This window comes from Thermotoga profunda AZM34c06, assembly GCF_000828675.1.
GTDB lineage: Bacteria > Thermotogota > Thermotogae > Thermotogales > DSM-5069 > Pseudothermotoga_B > Pseudothermotoga_B profunda.
Map to the genome: position 1 here is coordinate 1,363,575 of NZ_AP014510.1, position 18,304 is coordinate 1,381,878.

At 38.5% G+C, this 18,304-nt stretch carries 16 protein-coding genes; 10 read left to right on the forward strand and 6 right to left on the reverse strand.

Going from position 1 to position 18,304, the window contains the following annotated elements; all coding sequences use genetic code 11:
* Window positions 1-36: 36 nt before the first annotated feature.
* Both TSP02S_RS06595 and TSP02S_RS06600 read left to right on the forward strand, forming a co-directional pair.
* Complete coding sequence (locus TSP02S_RS06595) at window positions 37-1,266, forward strand: M16 family metallopeptidase (RefSeq protein ID WP_041082845.1); 1,230 nt, start codon at window positions 37-39, stop codon at window positions 1,264-1,266.
* Window positions 1,263-2,309 carry an HD-GYP domain-containing protein gene (locus TSP02S_RS06600; RefSeq protein ID WP_082025944.1) on the forward strand — a complete coding sequence of 349 codons (1,047 nt, stop codon included), beginning with the start codon at window positions 1,263-1,265 and terminating at the stop codon, window positions 2,307-2,309. The genes TSP02S_RS06595 and TSP02S_RS06600 overlap by 4 nt, the downstream gene beginning before the upstream one ends.
* Here TSP02S_RS06600 and TSP02S_RS06605 read toward each other — a convergent pair.
* From TSP02S_RS06605 to TSP02S_RS06625, 5 genes are read right to left on the reverse strand one after another with little or no spacing between them, the layout of a single operon-like run.
* The gene (locus tag TSP02S_RS06605) at window positions 2,294-3,100 is read right to left on the reverse strand and encodes a formate/nitrite transporter family protein (protein ID WP_041082847.1); all 807 of its coding nucleotides are present in this window, start codon (window positions 3,098-3,100) and stop codon (window positions 2,294-2,296) included. The genes TSP02S_RS06600 and TSP02S_RS06605 overlap by 16 nt on opposite strands.
* Entirely contained in the window at window positions 3,097-3,783 is a 687-nt protein-coding gene (gene fdhD, locus TSP02S_RS10755) for a formate dehydrogenase accessory sulfurtransferase FdhD (RefSeq protein ID WP_052465364.1), read from the reverse strand. Before fdhD ends, TSP02S_RS06605 begins: the two co-directional genes overlap by 4 nt.
* Entirely contained in the window at window positions 3,759-4,340 is a 582-nt protein-coding gene (gene mobA, locus TSP02S_RS06615) for a molybdenum cofactor guanylyltransferase (protein WP_041082849.1), read from the reverse strand. The genes fdhD and mobA overlap by 25 nt, the downstream gene beginning before the upstream one ends.
* A complete protein-coding gene (gene fdhF, locus TSP02S_RS06620; protein WP_041082851.1) occupies window positions 4,337-7,030 on the reverse strand; it encodes a formate dehydrogenase subunit alpha in 2,694 nt (897 codons plus the stop codon). The genes mobA and fdhF overlap by 4 nt, the downstream gene beginning before the upstream one ends.
* 45 nt (window positions 7,031-7,075) lie before the next feature.
* Window positions 7,076-7,558, reverse strand: a complete 483-nt coding sequence (locus TSP02S_RS06625) for a ferritin family protein (RefSeq protein ID WP_041082852.1) — start codon at window positions 7,556-7,558, stop codon at window positions 7,076-7,078.
* Window positions 7,559-7,653: 95 nt separating this feature from the next.
* On the opposite strand from TSP02S_RS06625, the gene TSP02S_RS06630 reads away from it, so the two are divergent.
* Window positions 7,654-8,100 (forward strand): GatB/YqeY domain-containing protein, encoded by a 447-nt coding sequence (locus TSP02S_RS06630; protein ID WP_041082854.1) that lies wholly within the window; start codon window positions 7,654-7,656, stop codon window positions 8,098-8,100.
* Window positions 8,054-9,457, forward strand: coding sequence for a tRNA uridine-5-carboxymethylaminomethyl(34) synthesis GTPase MnmE (gene mnmE / locus TSP02S_RS06635; RefSeq protein WP_052465365.1), 1,404 nt, complete (start codon window positions 8,054-8,056; stop codon window positions 9,455-9,457). Before TSP02S_RS06630 ends, mnmE begins: the two co-directional genes overlap by 47 nt.
* Before the next feature lie 32 nt (window positions 9,458-9,489).
* On the opposite strand, the gene hup is transcribed toward mnmE, so the two are convergent.
* Window positions 9,490-9,762, reverse strand: coding sequence for a DNA-binding protein HU (gene hup, locus TSP02S_RS06640; RefSeq protein ID WP_041082857.1), 273 nt, complete (start codon window positions 9,760-9,762; stop codon window positions 9,490-9,492).
* A gap of 270 nt (window positions 9,763-10,032) precedes the next feature.
* Between hup and TSP02S_RS06645 the strand changes: the two genes are divergently transcribed.
* The 6 genes from TSP02S_RS06645 to TSP02S_RS06670 all read left to right on the forward strand — a co-directional run bounded on the left by TSP02S_RS06645 (window position 10,033) and on the right by TSP02S_RS06670 (window position 18,282).
* Entirely contained in the window at window positions 10,033-11,337 is a 1,305-nt protein-coding gene (locus TSP02S_RS06645; RefSeq protein WP_041082859.1) for a hypothetical protein, read from the forward strand.
* A gap of 12 nt (window positions 11,338-11,349) precedes the next feature.
* The gene (gene ppdK / locus TSP02S_RS06650) at window positions 11,350-14,010 is read left to right on the forward strand and encodes a pyruvate, phosphate dikinase (protein ID WP_041082861.1); all 2,661 of its coding nucleotides are present in this window, start codon (window positions 11,350-11,352) and stop codon (window positions 14,008-14,010) included.
* Between the two features lie 35 nt (window positions 14,011-14,045).
* Window positions 14,046-14,639, forward strand: a complete 594-nt coding sequence (locus TSP02S_RS06655) for a class I SAM-dependent methyltransferase (protein WP_041082863.1) — start codon at window positions 14,046-14,048, stop codon at window positions 14,637-14,639.
* Window positions 14,640-14,641: 2 nt separating this feature from the next.
* Window positions 14,642-15,328 (forward strand): energy-coupling factor ABC transporter ATP-binding protein, encoded by a 687-nt coding sequence (locus TSP02S_RS06660; protein ID WP_041082864.1) that lies wholly within the window; start codon window positions 14,642-14,644, stop codon window positions 15,326-15,328.
* A gap of 10 nt (window positions 15,329-15,338) precedes the next feature.
* Window positions 15,339-16,001 (forward strand): energy-coupling factor ABC transporter ATP-binding protein, encoded by a 663-nt coding sequence (locus TSP02S_RS06665; protein WP_052465367.1) that lies wholly within the window; start codon window positions 15,339-15,341, stop codon window positions 15,999-16,001.
* A 283-nt stretch (window positions 16,002-16,284) separates the two neighbouring features.
* Window positions 16,285-18,282, forward strand: coding sequence for a S9 family peptidase (locus tag TSP02S_RS06670; protein ID WP_041082866.1), 1,998 nt, complete (start codon window positions 16,285-16,287; stop codon window positions 18,280-18,282).
* Window positions 18,283-18,304: the final 22 nt, after the last annotated feature.

Below are 18,304 nucleotides of genomic sequence, written 5' to 3' on the forward strand. Positions count from 1 at the left end.
TTTTAAAGCTGGCACTTTTTGTGGAGGTTGATCCATTTGAAAATAGAAAAGATGCAGATAGGTCCTATTAAAATCTACTGTTTACCCGTGAAGGGTGTAAAGACTTTATCAATTGCCTTTGTTGTCCCGGCGGGTTCGGCACACGAAGATAGAAACTTTGCTGGAACCGCACATTTGTTAGAACATGTCGCTTTCAAAGGCACCAAAAATTATGAAGAATTCACCCTGAAATATGAACTTGAAGTCGTAGGAGGCAGTTTGAATGCCTTTACAACCAAAGATTTCACGGTGTATTATGCCCGCGTACCTTACTCTCACTTTGAAAAAGCCGTTGATATCCTAAGTGATCTGGTTTTCAATCCACTCATTGAAGATCATGCTGTAGAACTTGAAAAATCTGTAGTTACAGAAGAAATAAAATCTTTCAATGAAGATCACGTCAGTAGGGTGCAAGACTTGTTTGCAGAGAGCATACTACAGGAACCGTATTGTCGCCCAGTAAGTGGATATGAAGATACTGTTAAAAAACTCAATGCAAATATCTTGAAAGATTTTCATTCTAAAAGATATGGCAATCTGAGAATAATAGCAGTTGGAAAGATAACTAAACGACTGATTGAGAAACTTGAGAGCGTTACAAAAAAGTTTGATAGGAATGTCGATGAACTCGATGCTCATGTTACTTTTAGAACTATCTCATGTGCCTTTGAAGAAAGAAATGATTTGAGTCAAATACACGCGATTGTTGGACTTCCAGTTGATTTTGGGATACAAAATCGAGAATATCCAGCTTTCCTTGTTCTAAACACTCTGCTTGGAAGTGGTATGAGCTCAATGTTTTTCACCAGAATAAGGGAAAAACTCGGACTTGTTTACGATATAGATTTACTGAGCCATGTGTGGAAAAATAATTCTTTGATAGGGATATACGCTTCAACAAGCGTTGAGAAGTTCAAAAGATATGTGGAGGAAATGAATAGAATATTTGATGATGCCTCTATATCTAAAAATTATTTCGAGTATGGAAAAAAGAGACTGATGGGGAAGCTTCAAATGGTCACAGAAAGTGTCCCGGCAATGTTCAGTTACATCTTAGAATTTCTTTTAGTCAAAGTTGAACCTTTTGAATTAGAAGACGTGCTCAAGAGAGTTGAGTCTGTGAAATACAAAGATGTTCAAAACATTTGGAAAAACATCTGTGCAAATAAGTGGCACTGGTCGTTGTTAATACCAAAAGGAAGTGAAGGATTAGTCAAAGACTTATGATAGGACAAATTATATGGAAAAAGGTTGATTCACTCATACCAGGAGATATAGCTATGGAGACTGTGCAGATTGCCGACAACCAGTCTCCGTTAGTTCGTTTAGGACAAACTCTTACTAAAGAGATCATAGAAAACCTCAAAACAAATGGCGTGAAATATCTGTGGGTACAGATCTCACCAGTTACTCCCCCTGTCGTGAGTCCGCAGAAAGTGGAAAAATTGAAAGAAGAAATGAAAGATATCTTCCACAACGCTGCAGAAAAGATGCGGGTAAACAAAAATGAGATAAGAGATCTTTCAAGTGAAATTGTAAATGACATTGTGAAAAACTACTCTGATAAAATTTCTTTGATTTTCTTGATTCAACAAAGTGATGAAGAATACACATATGTTCATGAAGTACATGTTGGAATGATATCGGCATTGATAGGTTTGGAAGTTGGAATGAAGATAAACGAATTATCACGATTGGCATTTTCTTCGATAATTCACGATATCGGTAAAGTTTTGGTCCCCAAAGAGATTCTCTATGCACCGCGGAAGTTGACAGAGAAAGAATTCGAGTTAGTAAAAAAGCACGTAGAATATGGTAGTAGAATATGTGAGAATTCCAATGTCGATGATCCTAAGGTAATAAGTGGCGTCAGAGATCATCATGAAAAACTCGATGGAACTGGATATCTCAGAGGATTAACGAAAGACCAATTAGAAGTAGAAGCAAAGATTATAGCAATTGCAGATATATATGATGCTCTAATTTCAAATCGATCGTACAAATCCTCTTGGTCGCCATATAAAACTATCTCAGAACTGATTAAAATGGCATCCTTTGGAAAACTCGACAAAGAATTAGTTCAAGCATTTGTGTCTATAGTCGGACTTTATCCAGTTGGAACGACAGTCCTTCTGAATTCAGGCGAAAAGGCAGTTGTGATTGGAAACACAAAAGGCCGTGCAACGCAGCCTATTGTGAGGCTTGATAATGGAGAATACATTGATTTAGCAGAGACGAAAAAATTGACGATTACTCAAGTCTTGGATTGACCAGTTGTTCTGTAATAACTCAGATAATAAAAAAGTGCAGTAAAGATTCCCGGTCCAACTATGTTTCCAAGTGTTGCTCCGATGATGTTCTTCCAAAAACCTGCCCAATTCAAAGTCTCAGGACCAAAATTTGAAGCAGCTTTTATGAAAAGTCCAAGCGGTATCAAGGACATATTTGCCACACTGTGCTCAAACCCTATGGCGACAAAAGTCATGATCGGGAAGAATATACCCAAGATTTTGCCTTCCACAGTATCCGCTGCCAATGCGAGTATTACAGCCAAATCGACTAATATATTGCATAACATACCCCTGAAAAAGATCGCACCAAAACCCAGAGTAACTTTCGAATTTGCAACAGAGATCGCAGTCTTCCCAAAGTCATTTACAACCTGTTCCATACCCCAGAGTTTTGTTTGTACAAGCATCCATGCAATCAATAAAGAACCAACAAGGTTAAAAAGATAAACAACTATCCAGTTTCTAAGCATCTGTCTTACTGTTATCTTTCTTGCATAAACCGAAGTCAACATGAGAACATTTCCCGTGAAAAGTTCAGCCCCTGCTATAACGACAAGCATTAGTCCCACTGTAAAAACTGCGCCACCAAGAACCTTCTTCAGACCATAAGGTTCTACTTGTGTCATTGCAGTAAGCGCCATGATACCACCAAAACCTATGTACATACCCGCAAGGATTCCGAGAAGTGCCATCTGAGTGAAGCTCAGTTTAGCTTTCTTAATTGAAATTTCTTCAATGAGTATTTTTTGAACCTCAGCTGGTGATTTCACAAAGACACCTCCTTTATTCTCTCTTTGTGAGTATAAACGTTCATTCTGCCCTCTCTTACAAAACCTATGAGTGTGAGATTTAATTTTTCTGAAAACTCAATCGCACTGGCCATAACTGGTGCTTTTGATGCTAATATTTCAATACCTGAAAGTATACATTTAAGAGCCATTTCCAAAGGTAGTCTCCCACTACTCAGAAGCATCTTATTTGATGGATCTATCTTGTTCTTTACAAGCCAACCGATAACTTTATCGACGGCATTGTGTCTACCAACATCTTCAGATTTCACAAGACATTGGCCATCAACTGTGTAAAGTCCTGCCAAATGAACTGCACCAGTTTGCTTGTGTAAGGGATTGTTTAGAAGATCTTTCATCGAATCTATAAGTATTGATGCACTCACGAAAGTTTTCACACCAACAGGTCTTGGTTCAATCTTTTCGAATTCAAGAACATCGATAAAAACGCTCCCTGGCTTTATCAGAAAACTCCAGCGAAGCAATTTCACTCCTTGATACAAAAGTTTCCCAATAATCAGCTCTTCCAAGTCACTTGCAAGACAATGAATCTCTTCGACAAATTCATTATTGACATAGAATTTGATATAACTGTCTTCTACGATTTGATCTTCTACTATTTGATAACTACCATCGGCTTTTACCTTGTGAGTTTGTAAGAACATCCTGCCACCTCTAAGAATTTCAGATCAGACTTGGTATTTATATTCACAAAACTCCATTCCCAATTTGGTATCTCTCTGAAAAAATCTTCTGTCACATACAACACCTTTGAATGGTCAAAAGCCGCACGAAAGGAGCTGTCAGCACACACCATAGACTTCACTAAATTCTCTCTGATTGTTCTGCTGTAAATTGCATGCAACGGATGAATTCCATCCGAGAGTTTTGGGACAACTGCATCTGTTTTTTCTACCTTGAACAAGTCGATCATACTTTCCACAACATCTGGCAAGATGAATGGCATGTCACATCCCACAACAAACAAATCATCTTCAAATATCTCTATAGCAGTCAAAACACCACCCAAGGGACCTGCCGAATAACGATCTTTTAAATATTGCAAACCTTTATATGGTTTACCAACAAGTACGATCTGAGTGAAAACTCTTGACAGTTTCTCGTACACATGTTCTATCATTGGTTTCGTTCCGATGAGATATTCACTCTTATCTTCACCAAATCTTTTGGAACTTCCTCCATTTAATATTACCGCTCTCATGATTTTTCAATTCTCACAGCCGTCACTTTGAAGTTTGGTATCTTCGCTATTGGATCTAAGGGTTCAGCCAAGGTTAATTCATTTATAGGAGTTTCATAGAAGTGAAAAGAGCTGAAAATAGTCTTTGGGGGCACTCTTTCTGTGATTTTCGCGATACCCTTTACTTTACCACGTCTGGAAATTATATAAACTTCATCTTTATCTTTAACGCCAAGCTCTTGTGCATCGAGTGGATTCATCTCTATATATGGTTCATTCAAATATTTTGCGATGGTGCTCCTTCTTGTCATAGTGCCGGTATGGAAGTGAAATAGTATGCGACCTGTTGTGAGATAAAAGGGATATTCTTCATCTGGGAGTTCAGGAGATTCTCTGTATTCAACAACATGAAATTTTCCAAATCCATCTGCTGTATTAAATTTGATAGTGTGCAATATTGGAGTTCCAGGATCTTCAAGTGTTCTACAAGGCCATTGCAAGCCTTTTTCTTTGATTCTGTCATGAGTTATACCACCATAGATTGGTGTTAATGACCTAATCTCTTCCATTATTTGGGCAGGTGAATCGTAATTCATATCATAACCCAATTTTTTGGACAGCTCAACAATGATCTGCCAATCTGGTTTACTTTCTCCGATGGGTTCAAATGCCTTTCTGACGAGTTGTACACGTCTTTCTGTGTTGGTAAAGGTACCATCTTTTTCAAGAAAAGATGCAGCGGGTAATATCACGTGTGCATGCTTATTCGTTTCATTCAAGAACATATCCATTGAAACGAAAAATTCAAGTTTTGACAGTGCTTCATCGACTAAGGATGCATCTGGATCTGAGAGCCTGGGATTTTCACCCATTATCACAAGTGCTTTTATTTTACCTTCAAGGGCTGCATGGATCATTTCAACAACTGTTAAACCAACCTTTGCCGGGATCTTTGTCTGCCACGCTTTTTCGAATTTCTCTACCACTTCAGGTACGGTGACTTTCTGGTAACCTGTCAGTACATCTGGTAATGCCCCCATATCACAAGCGCCTTGAACATTGTTCTGTCCACGAAGTGGATTTACACCTGCCCCTTCCTTTCCAAGATTACCAGTTGCCATTGCAAGGTTTGCAATCGCAAGGACATTGTCTGTACCATGTTCATGCTGAGTTATTCCCATTGAATACACGATCGCTGCCCTTTGAGCCTTACCATAAAGTCTTGCTGCTTCGATGATTTTTTCTTTTGGGACACCTGTTATTCTCTCAACGTATTCAGGTGTATATTTTTCGATGGCGTTTTTCAATTCATTAAAACCAGTTGTCTTAGTAAGTACAAAATCTGTGTCTACCAAGTTTTCTTTGATTATCACATGCAACAGACCATTGAAAAGTGCAACATCGGTACCTGGTCTTTGTCTTAACCAAATGGTTGCGTATTTTACAAGTTCAATCTTCCTTGGATCTGCAACTATGAGTTTCGCTCCATTTCTGACTGCTTTTTTTATCCTTGATCCATATACAGGATGGGCTTCAGTTGTGTTCGACCCCGTAACGAGGATTACCTGAGCTTTGAGAATATCTTTTAGATTGTTGGTCATCGCACCACTACCAAAGGATCGCGCAAGACCAGCTACAGTTGAAGCATGACACAATCTTGCACAGTGGTCTACGTTCGGTGTCTTGAGTACTGCCCTTGCAAATTTTTGCATCAAGTAATTCTCTTCATTTGTACATTTTGCCGAAGAAAGAACTCCTATACTCTCGCTTCCGTATTCTTCCATGACTTTTTTCAAACCGCTCGCAGCATAGTCAAGGGCTTCCTGCCAATCTGTCTCAACAAATTCACCGTTCTTTTTTATCAGTGGCTTTGTCAATCTGGCAGGATCGTTGACGAAATCCAAACCAAATTTGCCTTTAACGCATGTTGCGATTCCATCATTGACATCGGGATTAATCATCGATCCATATACCCTGACGACTTGTTTGGTCCTTTTATCGACAAAGATATCAAGCTGGCAACCAACACCACAATATGGGCATGTCGTTGTCTCCTTCTCGACTTCCAACCACCTTGTCTTTCCAATAGCAGGTTTTTCAACTATCGCACCAACTGGACACACCGTGGCACACTGGCCACAAAACACACACTCACTCTCTCTGAGTGGGACTCCAAAGGCTGGTTCTGGCAATGTTTGATAACCTCTGTCAACCATCGAGTAGATTGACATATTTTCTATCTCATCACAGACTCTTACACAAAGCTGGCATTGAATGCATTTATTCAAATCTCTCACAATAAAAGGATCTGCATCATCCAATGGTAACCCTCTGAGTTCAATTTCATTTGATGGTATCTTGATGTTGTATTTGTATGCCAGTTCTTGCAATTTACAGTTTCCATTTGCATCACAAGTCATACAATCGTTGGGATGAACCTTCAGTAGCAAAGAAAGATTTATTTTTCTCGCATTGATAACCCTATTTGTTGCGGTATAAATTTTCATTCCATCAAAGACTTTTGTTGTACAGGCAGTTTGTAGATTTTTCATTCCTTCGACTTCAACAGCGCAAATTCTACACGCGCCAATTGGTTCAAGCGATGGATGATGGCACAGAACTGGAATATCCACACCATTTTGCTCTGCTACATCATAAATCGTTTGACCATCTTTGGCATCGTAAATACGATTATTTATAGAAATTTTCATTTTCACACCTCCTACTGATAAACCATTGTGTAACAATGAGAATCTTCAAAATATCGGGGAAAAACCCTGTTCATACCAGAAGTTTTTCATCGCCTCATCGTAGAGATCCTTGAGTATATCTCTGTGTGACTTTTCCCAGGATGATAATTCCAAGAGTACTTTTTTAAGGACATCATCTGAAGTATTCTTTGCCGCATTCTCATAAAAAACGGCAAAATCGTGTTCTATTAAATACGCCATTCTCAATATAGACAGATCCGTCATTGAATTGATATCTCCTGAGGATTCTTCAAGTTCTCTGATCTCAAAATCACTTGTTTTGTAAAGAGAAATTTCTTGGGGAATTGACTTTGTTTGGAGCAGATCAGTGATATAATTGATATGTAATTGCTCCATCTGAACTAACTGCTCAAAGAGTTGTTTCAATTGTTGACTACAGATGCGTTCCAATCTGGTTTTATAAAACTCTCTACCTTCTATTTCTCGTGCAAGGGCGTACCTCAAAACAATCTCAACCTGCTGATTCATAAAATCCCCCCAAATTGTCAAAAAATACTCATCAGAATTTTTCATATTTGGGATATATTATAACATCAAGATACGATCAATAAGGAGGGTTAAAAATGAGTCTGAAGGAAAAACTTTCTGAGGATCTCAAACAAGCAATGAAAGCAAGAGATGAAACTAAAATTCGCACAATAAGGCTCCTAATAGCTGCAATCAAAAATTTTGAGGTCGAAAAACTTGGACAAGCGACTGATGATGATGTGTTACAAATCATGTCAAAAGAAGTCAAAAAGAGACTTGAATCAATTGAGATGTATAGACAGGCAAAGAGAGAAGATCTCGCAATTGAAGAAGAAAACGAACTCAAGATTATAAAATCTTACATGCCCGAGCAAATGAGTGAAGATCAGATAAGAGAGCTTGCAAAGAAACTGATACAGCAATACAACCTTTCAAGTCCAAAGGATATAGGAACAGTGATGAAGCTCATAATGCCACAAGTCAAAGGAAAAGCCGATGGCAAATTGGTTAACAAGATTGTTCAGGAATTGTTGGGAGGTTAATTCATTGTCAAATACAATCGCTGCAATCTCGACTCCAAAAGGGATAGGAGCAATAGCAATTATAAGGATAAGTGGCGATGATTCATGGCAGATTTGTCAGAAAATACTCGTTAATAAAATAAATGTGGAACCAAGAAAGGTCTTTCACAATTTCATAAAAGACGACGACGGTGCAATACTCGATGAAATAACAGTTGTTTTTTATAAAAAACCGCGTTCTTACACGGGTGAAGATATGGTTGAGATAATGTGCCATGGTGGTCCAATTGTCAGTCAATCGATTTTGGATCTCCTATTGAATAATGGTGCAAAACTGGCAGACCCTGGTGAGTTCACAAAAAGAGCCTTTTTGAATGGAAAAATCGACTTGACAAAGGCAGAAGCTATTAAACAGATTATCGAAGCTCCTTCAAGGACATCTGTTAAACTTGTTGCAAATAACCTTTCTGGGAAGTTATCTGAAGTCGTGAAAAAACTGAGAGAGATGCTTCTCAGTGTTCTTGCAAAGATCGAAGTGGAGTTCGACTACCCCGATGATGTTTTCACGGAAAGAGATATTTTGCTGAATGAACTGAGTGGGGCTTCTGATTTTGTTGAAAAATTGCTCGAAAATGCTCAGAATAGACTGACCATTTCATCTGGGATCAAAATCGTTATTGTCGGCAAACCAAACGTTGGAAAATCTTCTCTTTTGAATGCACTTGTGAGGGAAGATCGTGCGATTGTTACTGAGATCCCTGGCACTACAAGAGATTTAATCCAAGTCCCAGTTACAATTGAAGGTATTTCTTTCACTCTCATTGATACCGCGGGTATAAGAGAATCGCAGGATAAGGTAGAAAAAATAGGTGTAGAAAGAGCTATAAAGGCAGCTTCAGAAGCTGATTTGATTTTGTTTGTACTCGATGCGACTACCCCTGTTGAAGAAGATGATATCAAGATTTTGGAATTGATAAAAAACAAGAGATATCTTGTGGTAATAAACAAGATAGATGCCAACGATTTGATCGATAGAGAGATGCTAAGGAATGTGCTTAATACAGATATCCACACCATAACGATTTCCGCACTTCGCAAAGAAGGTATTGAAGAATTAGAAAGGCAAATAATCAAATCTGTATCAGACATAATTCACAGCACTCAGGGGTATATCACCACAGAAAGACAGTATGAATGTCTCTTAAATTGCAAATTCAGCATAAAAAATGCAACCAAAGATTTCAAGGAAGGATATTCTTTGGATTTAGTTGCACAACAAATAAAAGATGCTATTGCAAATCTTGATATTTTGCTTGGAACAAATTACTCAAAGGATTTGATCGAGAAAATTTTCAGTGATTTCTGTGTTGGAAAATGAAAATAGAGGGGGAACTTGCCCCCTCTTTGAAATTACTTAACCTTCTCCTTCAATGCTTTGCCGGGTTTGAATTTTGGAACTTTTCTTGCAGGAATTGTGATTGGCTTCTTAGTCTGTGGGTTGACGCCCTTTCTGGATGCGGCTTTTCTGACTTCGAAGCTACCAAAACCAACGAGCTGAACCTTTTCGCCCTTGGCAAGTGCATCTGTGACTGATTCAAAAACCATGTCTACGACTTTCTTGACGTCTTTCTTTTTGAGTCCCGCTTTCTTTGTTACCTTGTCGACAAGCTCCTTCTTGTTCATCCGTTATCCCCCTCCTTCTATAGGGTTCCGGGAGATATATTCTCCCTCTTGCAAGAATAATAACACTTTTTGGAGGGTGATTTCAAGTCCCCCTTGATCAAAGGTGAAAAATCACGTATTAACATGACTCAAGTTGTGATATAGACCCATGTTGCATGACAAATTATTGAGAAAAACCGTGTTTTAAAGTGATTTTGAAAGTAAGAGCTATCTATTACCAATTTTCATGGTATTATTGATTGAAAATGAAAGTATCTGGGAGGGCTTTGCATGAAAAAGGTGTATGTATTGTTCACCATTTTGTTATTTACTTTATCTTTGTTCGCAGTTACACAGTTTGTACCAACAGAGTATGATCAATTGCTACTCATGAAGAACAACGGTGATCACTATTCTAACGCAAAAAAGGTGCAGTTAGTTGATATTTTGATGAACCAGCTCGGGATTGAACCAATGATACAAGGAATGTTAGCCAGCACACTGGTTCAGTACGGTGCAACAACCGACCAACTCAACGATCTTTTGAGCAAGGATGCACTTGTAGTTCTTTCAGGTCAGGATTTAGCCGTGGTTTTGGGACCGTCAAAATACACGTCAAAGCTTGTTAAGGCAGTCTCTGGACTACTCGGTTCAGGGATCTATGTTGCGCAAAATAGTGATTATCTTTTGATATCGACAAACTCTGAATTGCTTCAGAAATGTCAAAAGGGTGGCGGTAAGATACCAACTGAGATGGAGAAGCAGTTTTCTGATCCGTCTGTGTGGATTGTCATCTTTTCACCAAAATTGGTTGTACAAGATTCTATCTTTTCTCTGAAAGCGTCGGTAAAGATACTCCAAGATAGATTGGTTGGCGAATCTGTAATTTACTCGCAGAATGAAAAAGCTACAATGCTTCTAAAAGATATGAAGCCATCAAAAAATTTTGATCTGTATAAGGACCAAAATATTGGTGGAGAAATATTCGTATTTGGAAATGTCTCCAATTTTGCATCTTTGAATACTGTGTATCAGAGTTTGAATTTCTCCGATTTGTTTTCAAAAATACCCATATCTTTAGCTGCAACGGAAACAGAGGCTGTACAGGAGCAATTTGAACAACTGATGGATCTCTCAAATAAACTGACTGGGCAGTTGGCTTTTTCGATGAAAATCAGCAATGTCTTGGAAGATCTTCTCTCACCTCAACAAGGCCAAACAAATCAAAAAGTTGCTAACCCCACTATTTATGGTGTCATTGGTGGTAATGTGAAGCTTGAAGAGCTTCAACAAGCATTGAAAGGGCAAATAAAAACTTCAAAGAATATTCGATACCTCGATTTGGACGGAATTTACGTGTCCAGCGACAATGGAAAAATTAAGTTTTATTCCTCTGTTCCAAGTGAATTTTCAAATCATAGGGGTTCTTTCGACAAAATTATGAAGTTTTACGAGCCACAAAATATGCCTATCTTTGTCTGCGTAGATTTCACACCTATGCTGGAAAAATTACTGGGTATGAATGTTGATTCAGTTTTTGTCCTAACGAGTACGGTAGATGATAAAGCTTTCACGGTAAATTGGTATCTCAAATGAGGAGGTGCTGTAATGACAAAAAAGTTGGTTTATTTCTTCGCAAACGGATCAACCGAAGGTAAGGCTGAGATGAAAGATATCCTTGGTGGAAAAGGTGCGAACCTTGCTGAAATGACTAACCTTGGTATACCCGTTCCGCCCGGTTTCACGATTTCTGCCGAAGTGTGTAAGTACTTCTATCAAAACAATCGTACTTATCCTGAGGGATTAAAAGAAGAAGTCTCCAAAGCCATGAAAAAACTTGAACAGGTTACTGGAAAGGGTTTTGGAGATGCAAATAAGCCATTACTTGTGTCTGTGAGATCTGGCGCGGCTATATCTATGCCAGGCATGATGGACACAATTCTCAACCTTGGTTTAAACGACAAGACCGTGGAAGGTCTTGCTAAAATGACCAACAACCCTCGATTTGCCTATGACGCTTACAGAAGATTCCTTCAAATGTTTGGTGATACTGCTCTTGGTATGCCTAAGAGTAAATTCGAGAACGCACTCGAAGAAATGAAAAAGACCAAAGGAGTCAAACTCGATGTCGAACTTGACGAAAAAGACTTGAGAAAGCTCGTTGAAATCTACAAAGATATATACAAAGAAGAAAACAAAGAATTTCCACAGGATGTTGAAAAACAACTTTGGCTTGCTATCGATGCAGTTTTTGGAAGCTGGATGAGTGAAAGAGCAATCAAATACAGAGAGATAAACAACATAAGAGAAGATCAAATGCTTGGAACTGCTGTTAATATCGTTGCGATGGTCTTCGGAAATATGGGTGACAAGTCTGGAACAGGTGTTGCATTCACGCGGAATCCAAATACTGGTGAAAATGTTATCTATGGTGAATTTTTGCAAAATGCACAAGGTGAAGATGTCGTAGCTGGTATCAGAACTCCTTTACCACTCGCAGAACTCAAGAGAATCATGCCATCTGTTTATGATGAACTGATTGGAATAATGAAAAAACTTGAGAAACACTACAAAGACATGCAAGATATAGAGTTCACAATCGAAGAAGGTAAATTGTACATGTTGCAAACAAGAAGTGGAAAGAGAACATCTCGTGCTGCGATAAAGATAGCCGTTGATATGGTACACGAAGGACTCATTACAAAGGAAGATGCTGTGATGCGCGTGAAAACAGAAGATGTTGAAAGAGTCCTTCATCCACGCTTTGATGACAAGGCGAGAGCTTCAGTGCCTGTTATAGCAAAGGGATTACCTGCTTCTCCAGGTGCAGCCACAGGAAGGGTTATATTCCATGCGGCAAAGGCTGAGGAATTAGGACGCGCTGGTGAGCAAGTGATTTTAGTCAGGCCAGAAACAAGTCCTGAAGATGTCGGTGGTATGGCGTTTGCTCAAGGAATCCTTACTTCCAGAGGTGGAATGACTTCACATGCAGCAGTGGTAGCACGTGGTATGGGTAAACCTGCCGTTGTCGGCGCTGAAACCATAGAAGTTAAGGAAGAAGAGGGATTTTTCAGAGTTAACAAAACGATCGTAAAAGAAGAAGAATGGATCTCAATAGATGGATCTACAGGAGAAATACTCCTTGGAAAGGTCCCAACAATTAAACCTGTTGGTTTGGAAGGTGAGGTTGCTGAATTATTAGAATGGGCAAACCAGATTAGAAGATTAGGCGTAAGGGCGAACGCGGACATACCAAGAGATGCTGAAGTAGCAAGAAAGTTTGGAGCTGAAGGTATAGGTTTGTGCAGAACTGAGCACATGTTCTTCGAAAAAGACAGAATACCAAAGGTCAGAAAGATGATCGTTGCAAAAACAAAAGAAGAAAGAGAAAAGGCACTTGCTGAACTCTTACCACTTCAAAAAGACGACTTCAAAGGACTGTTCAAAGCGATGGCGGGTTATCCAGTAACCATAAGATTGATCGATCCACCACTTCATGAATTTCTACCACACGACGACGAACAAATCAAAGCTACAGCGAAGGAACTTGGAATACCTGAAAAAGAATTGAAAGATGTCGTTGAATCTCTAAATGAATTGAACCCAATGCTTGGTCACAGAGGCTGCCGACTCACGATCACATATCCAGAAATCGCCATAATGCAGACAAGGGCAATCATCGGAGCCGCAATTGAATTGAAAAAAGAATCGAATCTTGAGGTCATTCCAGAAATAATGATTCCGTTGGTTGGTCATGTAAATGAGTTGATTTTCCTCAAGAAGATAATCAAAGAAGTAGCAGATCAAATGATAAAGGAATCCGGTGTGAAAATCGATTACAAAGTGGGAACTATGATCGAAGTACCAAGGGCATGTGTCACTGCTGACGAGATTGCAAAAGAAGCGGAATTCTTTAGCTTTGGCACGAATGACCTAACTCAGATGACATTTGCCTTCAGCCGCGACGATGTTGGTAAATTCTTGCCTGAATATTTGCAGAAAGGTATTCTCGAGCATGATCCATTCAAATCAATAGACCAAGTTGGTGTCGGAGCCTTAGTTGAAATGGGTACAAAGAAAGGAAAGTCAGTGAGAAACAATCTCAAAGTTGGAGTTTGTGGTGAACACGGTGGAGATCCTAAGTCAATTCACTTCTTCCACAAAGCTGGCCTTGACTATGTGAGCTGTTCACCTTACAGAGTTCCTGTGGCGAGACTTGCAGCAGCTCAAGCAGTTCTTGCAGGTAAGACGAAGAAAAGTGAAGACTGAATTTAGGGGGCTCTTGCCCCCTTTTTGGTGGTATTATGGAACATTACTATAGTGAAAATCCAAGCAGTGAATTGAAAATTAAAACAGTTACATTAAAACTCAAAAATAACAGAATATACCATTTTCAGACGCCTTCGGGCGTCTTCAGTTTCGGTGAGATTGACAAAGCCACCAGAATATTGATTGAGCATGCCGTTATCTGGGGAAATAGGTTACTTGATCTTGGATGTGGCTATGGCGTAATTGGAATTGTACTCAAAGGTGAATATCCAGATCTCGAAGTCTTTATGAGTGATATCAATTCGAGGGCAATTGAATTTGCCAAAATCAATGCCAAGAATAACAACGTGGATGTCACGATAAAACATGGCGCCTTCTATGAACCTTGGAAAGACGAAAAATTCGATATGGTTATGATGAATCCACCAATGGCTGCTGGTAAAAAAGTCGTCCTTCGGCTGATCGATGAATCATTTAAACATTTGAATGAAAATGGTTCATTACAAGTAGTTGCATATCACAACAAGGGTGGTAGTTATGTAAAAAGGGCGATGTTGGAGACTTTCAAGAACGTCGAAGATATATACAAAGAGGGCGGGATAAGAATATACAAATCGATAAAGGTGTAAAAATGTTGCGTATAATTGATCTGGGTTTTAAGTACAGATCTACAACGGCGCTTGATAGAATTAATCTTTCAATCCAAGATGGAGAATCTATCTTACTCACAGGTGCAAATGGTTCCGGAAAAACTACTCTTTTGAAAATACTCGCAGGACTGCTGCCAATTCAGACTGGCAAGATATTGTATGATGATAAAGAACTTTCACAAGAAGATTTAAAGTTTTTATGTGGATATGTTTTTCACAACCCAATCAACCAAATAATTGGTTCAACAGTAGAAGAAGATGTTGCATTTGGACTTGAAAATATGGGAGTACCAAAGAATACAATGCATAAAGAAGTCGAAAGGGTCCTTCAGGAATTTCAGTTGTATGAACTCAAAGACAAAGATCCGGTAAATCTATCAGCTGGTCAGGCACAAAAATTGGCGATCGCTTCTGTAGTCGTAATGAAACCAAAGTTTTTGTTGCTTGATGAACCAACTTCAATGCTTGATAGTAAAGGCTGCATGCAAGTGATAGAAATGTTGAAAGCTCTAAACCAAATGAACATCACTCTAATTATATCGACTCATGAAATATATCAATTTGCAAACCTTGCAAAAAGGGTTATTCATCTTTCAAATGGGACAGTGGATTTTGACGGCTCGTTCTCAGAATTCATGACTTCTTCTATAGATGATGTTGAAAAATGAGGTATGTGCCATGGATAGCTTTCAGATACAATTACAGGATATGAGTTTTTCCTACGATAATTCGAAATTAATCTTGCGAAGAATAAATATGATAATAAAGCCTGAAGATTTCATCCTGATTGTGGGCGAAAATGGCGCAGGTAAATCGACATTACTCAAGATAATAGCCGGAGTTTTGAAACCCAGGTCTGGCTGTGTTTTGGTAAATGGAAGGCCTATTCACAAGGATAAAGAATATTTTAAAAAAATAGGTTTTGTTATGCAATACGCGGAAGATTCTTTTTGCTGTGATACTGTCTTTGATGAAATCTCGTTCGCTTCAAAGAATTTCAAACTCGATAGAATCAAAGAACGTGTGGAAAATGCGGCAAGGCTTGTTGGTGTAGATCAATCACTATTTTCCAAAAGTCCTTATGAACTCTCGAGTGGTGAAGCTCGCAAAGTGGCAATAGCTTCAATGCTCGCACATGATCCATTTTTACTGATTTTAGATGAACCATTTGTTGGTCTGGACAAACTCGGAAAGGAATCTCTCAGAAATATATTGATAAATTGGAAAAAACAGGGAAAATCAACCGTGATAGTCTCTCACCAAACAAAATACGTGGATGGCCTTGCGAACAAAGTCTTCAAACTTGAAGCAGGTTCATTCTCACAAATCAATCCTTTTTGAGCTTAAAACCAAAAGATTAGACCTATGGCAATATACGATAAGGTATTTTATCCACCGGTGGATCAGCGCTGTCCATTATATAGTATACGATTTTTGTACAGAGTGAAAAAGGACATATTCCTCATAAAATCGATAAAATCAGATGATTTCTGAAATTTTTCCACTATTGATCAATATTTTGGAACTTATTTTAGTCTAACATTACCTGAGTGAGTGTTTTTTGCTTCGATAGTGGTAAAATTTAAATTGTACTATAAGCGAATTAAGAAAAGGAGTTGAGACCATGGAAAGGTTGAAAATCGATGATTTTCTGAAGTACAAATTTCTGTCAAACCCTACCTTTTCCGAAGATGGAAAACATTTGGCTTTTGTAGTTCATGAAAGTGATTACAACGAGAACAAATATTTCTCAACACTTTGGCTCTATGAAACTTCAACAGATGAGATTAGACAACTCACAACCTTTGGTCAGGAGAGCATGTTTACCTGGCTCAATGAACAGAATATATTGTTTTCGAGTCTGAGAGAAGATAAAGACAAAAAGAGAAAAGAAGCCGGTGAACCCTTCACCATTTTTTACAAGATCAATGTTTTTGGTGGCGAGGCGAAAAAGGCTTTCGAAGTTCCTTTATTGGTGAATCGCATTGAAAAGCTAAATCAAAATAAATTTGTGTTGACTGCTATTTATGATAACAACACTGAAGACCTTTCTAAGATGGATGAGAAACAAAAAGAGGAATATCTTAAAAAGCTCAAAGAAGAAAAAGACTATCAAATTGTCGATGAGATACCTTTTTGGTCAAATGGCAGTGGATTCACAAACAAAAAGAGAACAAGATTGTATCTGTTTGATTCACTCACAAAATCACTATCACCAATAACTGACGAGTTCACCAACGTTGAACATTTCTCGTTGAACCAGGAAAAAACACTTTTACTGTTCATAGCAAACCGTTTCACAGACAAGATGGAAATTCGCTCAGATCTATATCTTTACAAGATAAATGAAAATGAATTGGTGAAACTCACACATGAAGATCCATTTGATTATACTTTTGCTTATTTCCTAAAAGACAAAATTATATTTGCAGGTACTAACATGAAAAGATATGGAATAAATGAAAACCCAAAATTCTATACACTCGATCCGAGAACCAGACAAGTTACAGCTCTCACGCCAGAGTTCGATCTGAGTCTTCACAACAGCGTCAATTCAGACTGTAGGTATGGAAGTAACAGAACAAGCAAAGTCGATGGCGAGTACTTGTACTTCATCACAACAGAGTGGCACAGTTCAAATCTCAACAGAATAGACTTGAGTGGAAAGATTGAAAAATTGACACAAGATAACGGTTCTGTCGATGGTTTTGATGTCTTCAATGACAAAATTATTTTTGTTGGTCTTAGAAATATGGATTTACAAGAACTTTATGAATTATCTAAAAACCAAGAGAGAAAAATCACAACCTTTAACGAGTGGATTCATGAAAAGAGTATATGTAAGCCTGAAAGATTTGAATTTCTCTCAGATGATGGTCTGATCCTCGAAGGTTGGGTTATAAAACCGGCTGATTTTGATTCATCAAAGAAATATCCTGCCATATTGGATATCCATGGTGGTCCTAAAACAGTTTATGGTGAAGTTTTTTTCCATGAAATGCAGTTATGGGCGAATGAAGGGTACGCTGTTTTGTATACCAATCCACGTGGAAGTGATGGCAGAGGCAATGATTTTGCAGACATCAGAGGTAAATATGGGACTGTAGATTACCAAGATATTATGAAATTCTTAGATGAGTCGATCAAGAGGTTCTCGTTCATCGATGAAACCAAACTCGGGGTCACCGGTGGTTCCTACGGAGGTTATATGACAAACTGGATCATCGGTCAAACAGATCGATTCAAAGCAGCAGTTTCACAAAGGAGTATATCGAATTGGATTTCAAAGTTTGGTACAACTGACATAGGTTATTTCTTTGTTAAAGATCAGCACTTGGCTACTCCCTGGAATGATTTTGAAAAACTCTGGTGGCATTCACCAATGAAATATGCCGATAGAGTGAAAACACCAACGTTGTTCATTCACTCAGACGAAGATTACAGGTGCTGGCTTGCAGAAGCAATCCAGATGTTTACGTCGCTCAAGTATCATGGTATCGATTCGAGGTTGGTAATCTTCAAAGGAGAAAACCATGAATTGAGCAGAAGTGGTAAACCAAAGCACAGATTGAGAAGACTAAGAGAGATCACTGATTGGTTCAATAAGTACCTAAAACATTAATCTGTAGAAAACTGTCACTGTA